The following is a 13,508-nucleotide window of genomic DNA, read 5'->3' on the forward strand; positions in this document are numbered from 1 at the left end:
AACCCTGCCTCACATCAACCAAACGATAATTCCTCTTATTCAAACTCCCCTGCCCTGTTAGACTTTGCGCCCTTGTTTTGCTCGTCTTGCAGGATGTCCGATGCCCACGCTGCCTCTTCGCTTGTCTGCACTGTTGCTGGCCCTGGGCCTGAGTGCCTGCGATGACGCCCCGCGTTTTACCCAGGCCGAACCTGGTGAAGCCCGGTCCGGTGGCAGCGCAACAGTGCGCAAGACCGATAAGAACGCATTCTCCTTGCCCTCCGCCAATCTGGCGCCGTCACGACGCGTCGACTTCAGCGTCGGTAATAGCTTCTTTCGCAGCCCCTGGGTGATCGCGCCGTCGACCACCACCGCCCGCGATGGCCTCGGCCCGTTGTTCAATACCAACGCCTGCCAGAACTGCCACATCAAGGACGGGCGCGGTCATCCGCCAACGCCCGATGCGCCGAATGCGGTGTCGATGCTGGTACGCCTGTCGATTCCCAATGCCCCCGCCTACGCCAAGGTCATCGAACAACTGGGCGTGGTGCCGGAGCCGGTCTACGGCGGCCAGTTCCAGGACATGGCGGTGCCCGGCGTCGCCCCGGAAGGCAAGGTGCGTGTCGATTACACGCCGGTCCCGGTACGCTTCAAGGACGGCAGCGAAATCGAGTTGCGTAAACCAATCTTGCAGATGACCCAACTCGGCTACGGCCCGATGCACCCGGACACACGTTTCTCGGCGCGCATCGCACCGCCGATGATTGGCCTGGGCTTGCTTGAAGCGATTCCCGACGAGGCCATCCTGGCCAACGCCGAGGCTCAGGCCCGGGAGAAAAACGGCATCGCCGGACGACCGAACCGGGTCTGGGACGACGCGCAGCAGAAGACTGTTCTCGGACGATTTGGCTGGAAAGCCGGGCAACCGAACCTCAATCAGCAGAATGTTCATGCGTTCTCTGGTGATATGGGCCTCACGACCAGCCTGAAACCCATTGATGACTGCACCGACGCCCAAACTGCTTGTAAACAGGCGCCCAACGGCAATGGCCCCGATGGCGAGCCGGAAGTCAGCGACAACATTTTGCGTCTGGTGCTGTTCTACAGCCGTAACCTCGCCGTGCCGGCCCGTCGCGATGTTGGCGCACCTGAGGTGCTGGCCGGCAAGAATCTGTTTTTCCAGGCCGGATGCCAGTCCTGTCACACCCCTCAATACACCACCGCCGCCAACGCCGCGGAACCTGAATTGGCCAATCAAGTGATTCGCCCTTACAGCGATCTGCTGCTGCACGACATGGGCGACGGTCTGGCCGACAACCGCACCGAGTTCCAGGCCAGTGGCCGCGACTGGCGTACGCCGCCGTTGTGGGGCATCGGCCTGACGCAGACGGTCAGCGGACACACCCAGTTTTTGCACGACGGCCGCGCCCGCAACCTGCTCGAAGCCGTGCTCTGGCATGGCGGCGAGGCAAAAGCGGCGCAGCAACAGGTTTTGTCTTTCAACGCCGAGCAGCGCGCGGCGTTGCTGGCGTTTTTGAATTCCCTTTAATACGTATTCCTTCAGCGGGAGCCCGACATGTTCCGTCCCAAATTGTTGTTCACCAGCCTTGCCGCCCTCGCCCTGGGCGCCTGTTCGCCCCAGGATCCGCAAGCGGTCACCTCGGCGGCCATCGCCAAGCAAGTGATCCTGCCGAGCTACAGTCGTTGGGTTGAAGCCGACCGGCAATTGGCGGTCAGCGCCCTGGCGTTCTGCCAAGGCAAGGAAACCCTGGACACCGCTCGCGCCGACTTCCTGCACGCGCAAAAAGCCTGGGCCGAGTTGCAACCGCTGCTGATCGGGCCGCTGGCCGAAGGCAACCGTTCGTGGCAGGTGCAGTTCTGGCCGGACAAGAAAAACCTCGTCGGCCGTCAAGTCGAGCAACTGGTCACTGCGCAGCCGCAGATCGATGCTGCCGCCCTGGCCAAGTCCAGCGTCGTGGTGCAAGGCCTCTCGGCTTATGAATACATCCTGTTCGACAGCAAGATCGACATGGCCGACAGCGCTCAGAAAGCCAAATACTGCCCGCTGCTGACCGCCATTGGCGAGCGTCAGAAGCAACTGGCCGAAGAGATCCTGTCGCGCTGGAACACCAACGACGGCATGCTCGCGCAGATGAGCAAATTCCCCAACCAGCGCTACGCCGACTCACACGAAGCGATCGCCGATCTGCTGCGTGTGCAAGTGACTGCACTGGACACCCTGAAGAAAAAACTCGGCACGCCGATGGGCCGTCAGAGCAAGGGTACGCCACAGCCATTCCAGGCCGATGCCTGGCGCAGCCAATCGTCGCTCAAAGGCATGGAAGCAAGCCTGAGCGCTGCGCAAACCGTCTGGGTGGGTGTCGACAACAAAGGCCTGCGCGGTCTGCTGCCGAACGAGCAAAAACCGTTGGCCGACAAGATCGACGCGGCCTACGCAGCGTCCCTGAAACTGCTTGCCGGCAACCAGCGCTCGCTGACCGACATGCTCACCGACGATGCCGGTCGCCAGCAGCTGAACGACATCTATGACAGCCTCAACGTTGTCCACCGCTTGCACGAAGGCGAACTGGCCAAGGCGCTGGGCATCCAACTGGGCTTCAACGCCAACGACGGCGACTGATGAGGGCAAGTGCCATGCTGCGACGCCAGGCTCTGACGTTAGGGAGTTTGCTGCTGGGTGCGGTGACACTGGGCGGCTGGACGCTGTTCAAGCAAAAGGACAAAAGCCCGCTGCTGCTCTCGGCGCGGGACGACGGTGACGGCAAGCACTATGCCGTCGGTTATCGACTGGACGGCACCCGGGTGTTTGCCACCCAGGTCGGTCAGCGCTGCCATGACATCATCAACCACCCGACACTGCCGATTGCGCTATTCGTCGCTCGGCGTCCGGGCACCGAGAGCTACCTGATCGACCTGCGCGACGGCACGCTATTGCAAACCGTGGTGTCGCAGCCGAACCGGCACTTCTACGGTCACGCGGTGATTCACCAGAGCGGTGACTGGTTGTACGCCACCGAGAACGACACCTCCGATCCGGGCCGTGGCCTGCTTGGTGTGTATAAGTTCGAAGGTGAGCGACTGGTGCACAGCGGCGAAATTTCCACCCACGGCGTCGGCCCGCATCAGGTGTCGTGGATGCCCGATGGCGAGACGCTGGTGGTGGCCAACGGCGGCATTCGCACCGAGGCCGAAAGCCGGGTCGAGATGAACCTCAATGCCATGGAGCCGAGCCTTGTGCTGATGCAACGCGACGGCACGCTGCTGAGCAAGGAAACACTGGCCCAGCAGATGAACAGCGTGCGGCACTTGGGTATCGCCAGTGACGGCACCATCGTCGCCGGTCAGCAGTTCATGGGCGATGCTCACGAGTCTTCGGAGCTGCTGGCAATCAAGCGTCCCGGTCAACCGTTCGTGGCCTTCCCGGTGCCTGAGCATCAGTTACAGGCCATGGGGCATTACACCGCCAGCGTTGCCGTACACAGCGAACTGCGCCTGGTCGCCCTGACCGCGCCGCGGGGCAACCGCTTTTTTATCTGGGACCTGGACAGCGGTGAAGTACGCCTGGATGCACCGCTTCCCGATTGCGCCGGGGTCGGGGCCGTGGCCGATGGTTTTGTCGTGACCTCCGGGCAAGGCCGTTGCCGGTTCTACGATTGCCGCCAGACAAACCTTGTTGCAAAACCTCTGGAATTGCCTGCGGGGCTCTGGGACAACCACCTTCACCTGATCTGAACACGCAACCTGTAGCAGCTGGCGCAGCCTGCGTTCGGCTGCGCAGCAGTCGTGAAATCAGACACCGAGTTGTATCAGACGAACCGCGGTGTCTGGATTACGACTGCTTCGCAGCCGAACGCAGGCTGCGCCAGCTGCTACAGTTGGAATCCCCTTCGCAGTGGGAGTAATGTTTTCGCCTGTCTCACCTGATTTTCTCCAAGGAAATGGAAATATGCTGCGTCGCCGCATGCTGATCATGTTGGGTGTTGTCCTGCTAATCGTGCTGGTCCTGGCCGGTTACAAAGCCTTCTCCATCTATACGATGATGAAGGGCTTCTCTGTACCGAAACCACCGATCAGCGTCGCCGTGGCCACCGCCACCGAACGTCCGTGGCAAAGCCGTTTGCCAACGGTCGGCACCCTTACGGCGCTGCAAGGGGTCGATCTGAGCCTGGAGGTCGACGGCACCGTCAAGGAAGTTCAGTTCGAGTCAGGACAGAAGGTCAAGGTCGGTCAGCCGCTGCTGCAACTCGACAGCGCCGTGGAAACCGCCCTGCTGGCAACCGCCCAGGCCGACCTGGGACTGGCGCAACTGGATTACGGTCGCGGCAGCCAACTGGTAGGCAGCCAGGCTATTTCCAAAGGTGAGTTCGACCGACTCTCGGCGGTATTGCAAAAGAGCCGGGCCACGGTCAATCAGCTCAAGGCGGCGCTGGAGAAAAAACGAATCCTCGCACCGTTCAGCGGGACCATCGGTATTCGTCGGGTAGACGTCGGCGACTACGTGGCCAGCGGCACGATGATCGCCACCCTGCAAGACCTCAGCAGCCTCTACGTCGACTTCTTTGTACCCGAGCAGGACGTGCCGAAGATCACCCTCGGCCAATCGGTACAGGTCATCGTCTCGGCCTACCCGACGGAAACTTTCCCCGGCACCGTCAGCGCCATCAACCCGAAGGTAGAAAGCAGCACCCGCAACGTGCTGGTGCGCGCGACCCTGGCCAACCCCGATGGCAAACTCCTGCCGGGGATGTTTGCCAGCCTGCAGGTGTTGTTGCCCGACCCGCAGCCGCACATCGTGGTGCCGGAAAGCGCGATCAGCTACACCCTTTATGGCAACTCGCTGTATGTCGTCGCGCAGAAAAAGGCCGAAGACGGCAGCCTCGAAAAAGACGACAAGGGCGAACCGGTTCTGATCGCCGAACGACGCTTCGTCGAAACCGGCGAGCGCCGCGACGGGATGGTCATGATCACCAAAGGCGTGCAGAACGGCGAAAAAGTGGTCACGGCTGGTCAGCTCAAACTGGACCACGGCGCGCACGTTGCCATCAGCGACGACAAGACCCTGGCTGAGAAGAACAGTCAGCCACGCGCTGACTGATCAAGGAATCCCCATGGCTTTTACCGATCCGTTCATCCGCCGCCCGGTGCTCGCCACCGTGGTCAGCCTGTTGATAGTGCTGCTGGGCTTCCAGGCCTGGAGCAAGTTGCCGCTGCGCCAATACCCGCAAATGGAAAACGCCCTGATCACGGTGACCACCGCTTATCCCGGAGCCAACGCCGAGACCATTCAGGGTTATATCACCCAACCGATGCAGCATAGCCTGGCCAGCGCCGAGGGCATCGACTACATGACCTCGGTCAGTCGCCAGAACTTCTCGGTGATCTCGATCTACGCGCGCATCGGTTCCAACACCGACCGCCTGTTCACCGAACTGCTGGCCAAGGCCAACGAGGTCAAGAACCAGCTGCCCCAGGACGCCGAAGACCCGGTGCTGAGCAAGGAAGCCACCGGCGCCTCGGCGCTGATGTACATCAGTTTCTTCAGCAACGAGCTGAGTAACCCGCAGATCACCGACTACCTGTCCCGGGTTATCCAGCCGAAACTGGCGACCCTGCCGGGCATGGCCGAAGCCGAGATTCTCGGCAACCAGGTGTTCGCCATGCGCCTGTGGCTGGACCCGGTGAAGCTCGCCGGTTTCGGCCTGAGCGCCAGCGATGTGACCAACGCCGTGCGCCAGTACAACTTCCTCTCCGCCGCCGGCGAAGTGAAAGGCGAGTACGTGGTCACCAGCATCAACGCCAACACCGAACTCAAGTCCGCCGAGGCCTTTGGCGCAATTCCGCTCAAGGTCGACGGTGACAGTCGTGTGCTGTTGCGAGACGTGGCGCGGGTCGAGATGGGCGCGGAGAACTACAACACCATCAGCTCCTTCGGCGGCACACCTTCGGTGTACATCGGCATCAAGGCCACACCCGGCGCCAACCCGCTGGACGTGATCAAGGAAGTGCGCAAGATCATGCCGGACCTGGAAGCCCAGCTGCCGCCAAACCTCAAGGGCGAAATCGCCTACGACGCCACGCTGTTCATCCAGGCCTCCATCGACGAGGTGTTGAAAACCCTGTTCGAAGCGGTGCTGATCGTGATTGTGGTGGTGTTCCTGTTCCTCGGCGCCCTGCGTTCGGTGGTGATCCCGGTGGTGACCATTCCGCTGTCGATGATCGGCGTGATGTTCTTCATGCAGATGATGGGCTACTCGATCAACCTGCTGACCTTGCTGGCGATGGTCTTGGCCATCGGGCTGGTGGTGGACGACGCCATCGTGGTGGTGGAAAACATCCACCGGCACATCGAAGAAGGCAAGACACCGTTGGATGCGGCCATCGAGGGCGCACGGGAGATCGCCATGCCGGTGGTGTCGATGACCATCACCCTGGCGGCGGTCTATGCGCCGATCGGCTTCCTGACCGGCCTGACGGGGGCGTTGTTCAAGGAGTTTGCCCTGACCCTGGCCGGGGCGGTGGTGATTTCCGGTGTCGTCGCCCTGACGCTGTCGCCGATGATGTGCGCCATGCTGCTGCGCCACGATGAAAACCCCAGCGGCCTGGCCCATCGCCTGGACGTGATCTTCGAAGGCCTCAAACGCCGCTACCAGCGCGTGCTTCACGGCACTCTCAACACCCGGCCGGTAGTGCTGGTGTTCGCGGTGATCGTGCTGTGCCTGATCCCGATACTGCTCAAGTTCACCAAGTCGGAACTGGCGCCGGACGAAGACCAGGGCGTGATCTTCATGATGGCCAACGCCCCGCAACCAGCCAACCTCGACTACATGAACGCCTACACCGACGAGTTCGTCGCCATTTTCAAGGAGTTTCCCGAGTACTACTCTTCGTTCCAGATCAACGGCTTCAACGGCGTGCAATCGGGGATCGGCGGCTTCCTGCTCAAACCCTGGAATGAACGCCACCGGACCCAGATGCAGATCCTGCCGCTGGTCCAGAGCAAACTGGAAAGCATTCCCGGGCTGCAAATATTCGGCTTCAACCTGCCGTCCCTGCCAGGCACCGGCGAGGGCTTGCCGTTTCAATTCGTGATCAACTCGGCTAACAGCTACGAGGCGCTGTTGCAGGTGATGGACCGAGTGAAAAAAAGAGCGATGGAATCCGGCAAGTTTGCTTTTGTCGACGTCGACCTGGCCTTCGACAAGCCCGAAGTGGTAGTGGATATCGATCGCGCCAAGGCTGCGCAGATGGGTGTGTCCATGCAGGACCTGGGCGGTACTCTTGCGACGATGCTGGGCGAGGCGGAGATCAACCGGTTCACCATCGAAGGTCGCAGCTACAAGGTCATCGCTCAGGTGGAACGGCCCTACCGCGATAACCCTGACTGGCTGAACCATTATTACGTCAGGAACACCAAGGGCGAACTGCTGCCCCTGTCGACCCTGATCACCGTGACCGACCGCGCGCGGCCGCGTCAGTTGAACCAGTTCCAGCAACTCAACTCGGCGATTCTTTCCGGGGTCCCGCTGGTCAGCATGGGTGAAGCCATCGACACCGTGCGCCAGATCGCCCGGGAAGAGGCTCCCACGGGTTACGCCATCGACTATGCCGGTGTCTCACGGCAATACGTTCAGGAAGGCAGCGCGCTGTGGGTCACCTTCGCCCTGGCCTTGGCGATCATCTTCCTGGTGCTGGCGGCCCAGTTCGAAAGCTTCCGCGATCCGCTGGTGATTCTGGTGACTGTGCCGCTGTCGATCTGTGGCGCATTGATCCCGTTGTTCCTCGGCTGGTCGAGCATGAACATCTATACCCAGGTGGGGCTGGTGACGTTGATCGGACTGATCAGCAAGCACGGGATCCTGATCGTCGAGTTCGCCAACCAGTTACGCAAGGAGAAAGGCCTGACACCTCGCGAAGCGGTGGAGGAAGCGGCGGCCATTCGTCTGCGCCCGGTATTGATGACCACGGCGGCAATGGTGTTCGGCATGGTGCCGTTGATCATCGCCACGGGCGCGGGAGCCGTCAGCCGGTTCGACATCGGCACGGTGATCGCAACGGGGATGTCGATCGGGACGCTGTTCACCTTGTTCGTGCTGCCATGCATTTACACATTGCTGGCCAAACCCGATAAACCTTAACGTCAAAAAGCAAAAGGCCTCGCAACTGCGAGGCCTTTTATTTGGGCTTCAATCTGTTCAACTCTGTGGCCTCAGTCCCTGAGAAAGTCCGAACATGAACAGTAACAAGTCATGATCGGGTTGAGTGGCCACGGGTGCTTTGGCTACCCGGGGCAACGGACAACGTGCGTCGCCGTGCACGGAACTGAGGACTTGCGTGCGGGGCTGCTCCCAGGCAGCCACCGCCAAAGAAGCAACTGCCAAGGCTCCGGCTAAAAACAAACCTCGTGCAATTTCGAGTTTCATTGCAATAAGCCTTTGATAGCGCTGCCAAACGCCTTGTTATAAAAGTAGACGAGTTTTTCCCCGTCTGTATCGCTGAACGACGAGTGGCGACGCCTTTGCTTCAGGTCATGGGGCGCAGCTGCATAGTGCACTGTCATTCTGTTACCTCTTGCGTAATACATAGACCCGCCACATGGCATAGAGCGGTAAAAAATCCATTTGCCCCTGAATATGGAAACCCGCCTGCTCAAACTCCTTTTCAATCGTGGCAGCCGGTAACACAAATCGAGTCTGGTAACCTTCCTGCCCACGCATCCTCTCGGCGCGCTTGCGTTTCCAGGCCTTGAAATTGCCGTCTACCCACAACGAAACAATCACGCTGTCGCGGGTGACACGCTCGAATTCACGCAGGATGGTCAGTCGTTGCTCGGCTTCACCGATGTGATGGAGCAGACGCATGCAGAAAATGCTGTCGACCGCGTTATCGGGCAAGGCAATGTCGAATGCAGACGTGTGCAAGGGTTGTACCCTTTTGACCACGTCGGCGGGTTGAGTGCGCATGGCAGTCTTGAGCATGGACACCGAGTTGTCGGCCCCGATGATGACACGGTTGTGCTTTTCCGCGAGCAACGGCCAGAAACGCCCGGCACCGCAGGGCAAATCGAGGACCAGGCCAGGTTCACCGGCCAACGCCAGGGCCTTTCGCGCCAGGTGTTCATCACGCCATTGGGACAGCCGGCGACCGAGCCCCACCTGGTGCTTGCGCACATTTTTCTGTGCGGGTTGATCGTCGTATTTTTCGGAGAAGCCGAGCTTTATCGGGCCAGCCATGACTGCAATCTCCTGAGCTTCTGATGACAACCACCTTAAGTTGCGGGGTGTCAGCGTCAGGTCATGCGTTGGTGAAAATTTCGTCAGGTAACCTCGGAATCATTTCAGGGTTTTACGGAGCCGATTTATTTTTCAACCCATTCACCGCTTTTTCTGACTCAACTCCACCTGGAAGCGACAACCGTTGGGCTCCATGTTCGTCAGGCTGACACTCCAGCCCTGGTTCTCGCAGATCCGTTGCACCAGCGACAGCCCCAGCCCCAAGCCCTCGCCACGCTTTTCGCTGCCGCGTACGAAAGGCTCGAACATCGCCTCGCGTTTTTCTTCCGGAATGCCCACACCACTGTCCTCGACCACGAACCCCGTATCCGTCAGGGCCAAGCGGATAAACCCATGCTCGGTGTAATGCAGCGCATTACGCAACAGGTTGCCCATCACCGCGTGCAGAAGCGTCGCGTTATAGCGAGTGTCCGGCGGGTTGCCCAACTCGACGTTCAACGTCAGACCCTTGGCTTCGATCGGTTCGCGCCATTGGCAAAGCAACCCGTCGGCCACCTGACTGAGGCTCTGCTGGGGGCCCATGCTGGCGTCTTCATGCTGAGCGCGGGCCAGCATGAGGAAGGTCTGCACCAACTCGCGCATCTCTGCGCAAGCCCGGGCGATCCGCTCGACCTGGGCACGCCCGCGCTGATCGATGCCGGGGTTTTCCAGCAACAATTCACAGGAACTGGCCAACACCATCAATGGCGTGCGCAGTTCGTGGCTGACGTCACTGGTGAACAATCGCTCACGGGTCAACGCCTGACGCAAGCGCCCGAGGGTGGCGTCGAAGGCCACGGCCAGCTCGCCCACTTCATCGGCGGCATAATCCGGCGCCAGTGGCGGTGCCAGGCCCAACAGCTGATCGCGATGGCGCACCTGGCGGGCCAGTCGCACCACCGGCGCCATCACCTTGCGCGCCAGCACCCAGCCCAGAAATACCGCCAGCGCCAGGCTCAGTACGAACCCCACCAGCACTACGGCAAACAGCACCCGTTCACGCTCTTCGAAATCGCTCTGGTCCTGCAACAGCACGTAGCGCCGTCCGTCGACGATTTCGACCATGGCGTGATACGACAGATGGTCGCGAAAGACTTCATGAAAACCCGAGTCCAGGTGCCGCAAATCCTTGGGTAACTCAAAATCGCCCGGCCCGCCGCTGAAATAGAACAACTGGTCCGGCTCGGGGCGGTGGCTCCAGTCCGTCACGCTGTCCATCAGCAACAGGCGTTGCAAATCGCCACCCAGACCTGACGAAATCAGTTTCTCCTCCACCAGGTGCACGGTCGCGATGATGCCTATCGCGAAGGCTCCCGCGACCAATGCGCTCATCAACGCAAAGGCGATGATGATCCGTTGCGAAAGGCTCTGCTTAAACTCCATCACGGCCCTCGGCCAAGCGATAACCGACGCCGTGCACCGTGTGCAGCAGGGGTTTGGCGAACGGCTTGTCGATCACCTGGCGCAATTGATGGACGTGGCTGCGCAGGCTGTCGCTGTCCGGGCAGTCGTCACCCCACAGGGCCTCTTCGAGAATTTCCCGGCGCAGCACGTGCGGGCTTTTCTGCATCAACACCGCCAGCAACTTCAGGCCCACCGGGTTGAGTTTCAGCAGACGGCCTTCGCGCGTCACCTCCAGGGTATCGAGGTCGTAGCTCAGATCGCCGACCTGCAAGGCACGGCGACCGCCACCCTGGGCACGGCGCATGACCGCCTCGATGCGCGCCGCCAGTTCTGACAGGGCAAAGGGTTTGATCAAGTAATCGTCGGCGCCGGATTTGAAGCCTTGCAGACGGTCGTCCAGTTGATCGCGCGCAGTGAGCATGATCACCGGCGTATCACGGCGGGCGTCTTCGCGCAGGCGTTTGCACAGGGTGTAGCCATCGATACCGGGCAGCATGATATCGAGTACGATCAAGTCGTAATGCTCGGTGGCCGCCAGGTGCAAGCCAGATAAACCGTCCTGCGCGCAATCCACGGTGTAACCTTTGAGCCCCAGATAATCGGCCAGGTTGGCCAGGATATCGCGGTTGTCTTCAACCAATAGAATTCGCATCGGCACCTCCTCCGTATACAGTAACGGCCGTCTTGGCCCGCGCAGCTTAAGGCCTAGTGTGACTCAGGGCTAGGGCGGCCGGTCGTAGAATCGATGCGCTCAACCAAATAATGGTGCTAACAAGTTTTTCACTGTCGGTTCACAACCCGACTACAGCGTTCAAGAGAAACTTTCGCGCGATTGATATAGGGAATGTAGATAATGGATTGTTTGAAGACGGCGCCAATGCGCTTTCTGCTACTGGTAACCGGTTCCTGGCTGGTCATTTTTCTCCTGACCCGAAGCGTTCTCCTCCTCACTCACCTGGATGAGGCAGGCAGCGGGCTCCTGTCCGTGTTTGGCATCGGCCTGCTTTATGACCTGGGTTTCATTGCCTACGCGGCGCTGCCCATGGGCCTCTATCTGCTGCTATGCCCGCCGGCCTTGTGGCGCCGCCGTGGCCATCGCTGGTTCCTTCAGGGCCTGCTGACCGTCAGCCTGTTTGCCATGCTGTTCACGTCGGTGGCCGAATGGCTGTTCTGGGATGAGTTCGGTGTGCGTTTCAACTTTATCGCCGTCGATTACCTGGTCTACTCCGACGAAGTGCTGAATAACCTGTTGGAGTCGTACCCGATCGGCAAGCTGCTGAGCCTGCTCGCGGTGCTGGCCGTGGTCCTGAGCCTTGCGCTGCGCAAATCCTTCAACGCTGCGCTGGACGCACCATTGCCTGCCATGCGCGGGCGTCTGCTGAATGCACTCGGCCTGCTGATCGTCGCGGGCCTGAGCGCGCAACTGCTCAGCCAGGATGCGCCGCGCGCTCAGGGCGGTAATGCCTATCAGAACGAGCTGGCGAGTAATGGCCCGTACCAGTTCTTCGCCGCCTTTCGCAATAACGAACTGGATTACCCGCAGTTCTACAGCACCCTGCCGACCTCCGTCGTCGCGCAACAGATTCGCGCTGAACTGACCGAGCCCAACGCTCGCTTCATCGGCGAAGATCCGCAGGACATCCGCCGGATGATCGATAATCCCGGCACCGAACGAAAACCCAACATCGTGCTGGTCACCATCGAAAGCTTCAGTGCCAAGTACATGGGCAGCAATGGCGACGATCGCAACCTGACACCAAACCTCGATGCCTTGCGCAAACAAAGCCTGTACTTCAATAATTTCTACGCCACCGGCACCCGCACCGATCGCGGCCTGGAGGCCATCACCCTGGCCATTCCACCGACGCCGGGGCGCTCGATCGTCAAGCGCGTGGGTCGTGAAAGCGGTTTCGCCAGCCTCGGCCAGCAACTTGGCGCCGTGGGTTACGACAGCGTATTCGTGTATGGCGGGCGCGGTTACTTCGACAACATGAACGCGTTCTTCAGCGGCAACGGCTATCGCGTCGTCGACCAGAGCAGCGTCGATGAATCAGAGATTCACTTCAAGAACGCCTGGGGAATGGCTGACGAAGACCTCTATAACCAGACCCTGAAACTGGCCGATGCCGACTACGCCAGGCAACAGCCGTTTCTACTGCAACTGATGACCACCTCCAACCATCGCCCCTACACCTACCCGGATAACCGTATCGATATCAAATCCGGTAACGGACGCGACGGTGCGGTGAAGTACACCGACTTCGCCATTGGTCAGTTCCTCGATCAGGCGCGCAAAAAACCCTGGTTCGATAATACAATCTTCGTCTTCGTTGCCGACCACACGGCTGGCAGCGCCGGCAAAGAAGACTTGCCGATCAGCAACTATCAGATTCCGCTGTTCATCTATGCACCGAAGCTGATCGACGCTCGGGAAACCGCACAGCTGGCCAGTCAGATCGACCTTGCGCCAACGTTGCTCGGGCTGCTGAACCTGGATTACCAGTCGACGTTCTTCGGTCGCAACCTGTTGCAGGACAATCCACTGCCGCCGCGAGTGGTGGTGGGCAACTATCAACATCTGGGCTTGTTCGATGGCAAGGATTTAGCGATCCTGAGCCCGCGTGAGGGTCTGCGTCGCCACGACGATGCACTGACCGACAGTCGCGAATCACAGGCAACCACAGGTGATCCGTTGATCACCCGCGCAATCACTTACTACCAAACTGCCAGTCATGGCTTCAAGCAACAGCTGCTCGGCTGGAAAGCGCCCACGGAGGGCAGCCGCCAAGTCAGCGAACGTTAATCGAATGGCCCCGGGCTGATGCCCCGGGGTTT

Annotated in this window: 10 protein-coding genes; 6 read left to right on the forward strand and 4 right to left on the reverse strand. The window is 60.3% G+C overall.

Going from position 1 to position 13,508, the window contains the following annotated elements; all coding sequences use genetic code 11:
• Positions 1 to 100: 100 nt before the first annotated feature.
• From AC07VO_RS17025 to AC07VO_RS17045, 5 genes are all read left to right on the forward strand, one after another.
• A complete protein-coding gene (locus AC07VO_RS17025; protein WP_019651381.1) occupies positions 101 to 1,528 on the forward strand; it encodes a di-heme oxidoreductase family protein in 1,428 nt (475 codons plus the stop codon).
• A 27-nt stretch (positions 1,529 to 1,555) separates the two neighbouring features.
• A complete protein-coding gene (locus AC07VO_RS17030) occupies positions 1,556 to 2,620 on the forward strand; it encodes an imelysin family protein (protein WP_019651380.1) in 1,065 nt (354 codons plus the stop codon).
• Between the two features lie 14 nt (positions 2,621 to 2,634).
• Positions 2,635 to 3,732, forward strand: coding sequence for a DUF1513 domain-containing protein (locus AC07VO_RS17035; protein WP_018926579.1), 1,098 nt, complete (start codon positions 2,635 to 2,637; stop codon positions 3,730 to 3,732).
• Between the two features lie 214 nt (positions 3,733 to 3,946).
• Positions 3,947 to 5,095, forward strand: coding sequence for an efflux RND transporter periplasmic adaptor subunit (locus tag AC07VO_RS17040; protein WP_086946095.1), 1,149 nt, complete (start codon positions 3,947 to 3,949; stop codon positions 5,093 to 5,095).
• 13 nt (positions 5,096 to 5,108) lie between these two features.
• On the forward strand, positions 5,109 to 8,135 hold the full coding sequence (locus AC07VO_RS17045; protein WP_064616322.1) for a multidrug efflux RND transporter permease subunit: 3,027 nt from the start codon (positions 5,109 to 5,111) through the stop codon (positions 8,133 to 8,135).
• Between the two features lie 57 nt (positions 8,136 to 8,192).
• On the opposite strand, the gene AC07VO_RS17050 is transcribed toward AC07VO_RS17045, so the two are convergent.
• The 4 genes from AC07VO_RS17050 to colR form a co-directional block, all read right to left on the reverse strand.
• Complete coding sequence (locus AC07VO_RS17050; RefSeq protein ID WP_082920824.1) at positions 8,193 to 8,420, reverse strand: hypothetical protein; 228 nt, start codon at positions 8,418 to 8,420, stop codon at positions 8,193 to 8,195.
• A gap of 141 nt (positions 8,421 to 8,561) precedes the next feature.
• A complete protein-coding gene (locus AC07VO_RS17055; protein WP_064616321.1) occupies positions 8,562 to 9,230 on the reverse strand; it encodes a class I SAM-dependent methyltransferase in 669 nt (222 codons plus the stop codon).
• A 141-nt stretch (positions 9,231 to 9,371) separates the two neighbouring features.
• Positions 9,372 to 10,652 carry a sensor histidine kinase gene (locus tag AC07VO_RS17060; protein ID WP_064616320.1) on the reverse strand — a complete coding sequence of 427 codons (1,281 nt, stop codon included), beginning with the start codon at positions 10,650 to 10,652 and terminating at the stop codon, positions 9,372 to 9,374.
• Positions 10,642 to 11,325, reverse strand: coding sequence for a two-component system response regulator ColR (gene colR / locus AC07VO_RS17065; protein WP_007938890.1), 684 nt, complete (start codon positions 11,323 to 11,325; stop codon positions 10,642 to 10,644). Before colR ends, AC07VO_RS17060 begins: the two co-directional genes overlap by 11 nt.
• 201 nt (positions 11,326 to 11,526) lie before the next feature.
• Between colR and AC07VO_RS17070 the strand changes: the two genes are divergently transcribed.
• The gene (locus AC07VO_RS17070) at positions 11,527 to 13,476 is read left to right on the forward strand and encodes an LTA synthase family protein (protein ID WP_495007642.1); all 1,950 of its coding nucleotides are present in this window, start codon (positions 11,527 to 11,529) and stop codon (positions 13,474 to 13,476) included.
• Positions 13,477 to 13,508 lie beyond the last annotated feature (32 nt).

The sequence above is a fragment of the Pseudomonas sp. GW821-FHT03E01 genome (assembly GCF_059420765.1).

What these genes read in the sequence shown, in the direction of transcription:
- AC07VO_RS17070 (WP_495007642.1), top strand. Translation starts at nt 11,527, where the DNA reads ATGGATTGTTTGAAGACGGCGCCAATGCGCTTTCTGCTACTGGTAACC.
- colR (WP_007938890.1), bottom strand. Translation starts at nt 11,325, where the DNA reads ATGCGAATTCTATTGGTTGAAGACAACCGCGATATCCTGGCCAACCTG.
- AC07VO_RS17055 (WP_064616321.1), bottom strand. Translation starts at nt 9,230, where the DNA reads ATGGCTGGCCCGATAAAGCTCGGCTTCTCCGAAAAATACGACGATCAA.
- AC07VO_RS17040 (WP_086946095.1), top strand. Translation starts at nt 3,947, where the DNA reads ATGCTGCGTCGCCGCATGCTGATCATGTTGGGTGTTGTCCTGCTAATC.
- AC07VO_RS17060 (WP_064616320.1), bottom strand. Translation starts at nt 10,652, where the DNA reads ATGGAGTTTAAGCAGAGCCTTTCGCAACGGATCATCATCGCCTTTGCG.
- AC07VO_RS17050 (WP_082920824.1), bottom strand. Translation starts at nt 8,420, where the DNA reads ATGAAACTCGAAATTGCACGAGGTTTGTTTTTAGCCGGAGCCTTGGCA.
- AC07VO_RS17035 (WP_018926579.1), top strand. Translation starts at nt 2,635, where the DNA reads ATGCTGCGACGCCAGGCTCTGACGTTAGGGAGTTTGCTGCTGGGTGCG.
- AC07VO_RS17030 (WP_019651380.1), top strand. Translation starts at nt 1,556, where the DNA reads ATGTTCCGTCCCAAATTGTTGTTCACCAGCCTTGCCGCCCTCGCCCTG.
- AC07VO_RS17045 (WP_064616322.1), top strand. Translation starts at nt 5,109, where the DNA reads ATGGCTTTTACCGATCCGTTCATCCGCCGCCCGGTGCTCGCCACCGTG.
- AC07VO_RS17025 (WP_019651381.1), top strand. Translation starts at nt 101, where the DNA reads ATGCCCACGCTGCCTCTTCGCTTGTCTGCACTGTTGCTGGCCCTGGGC.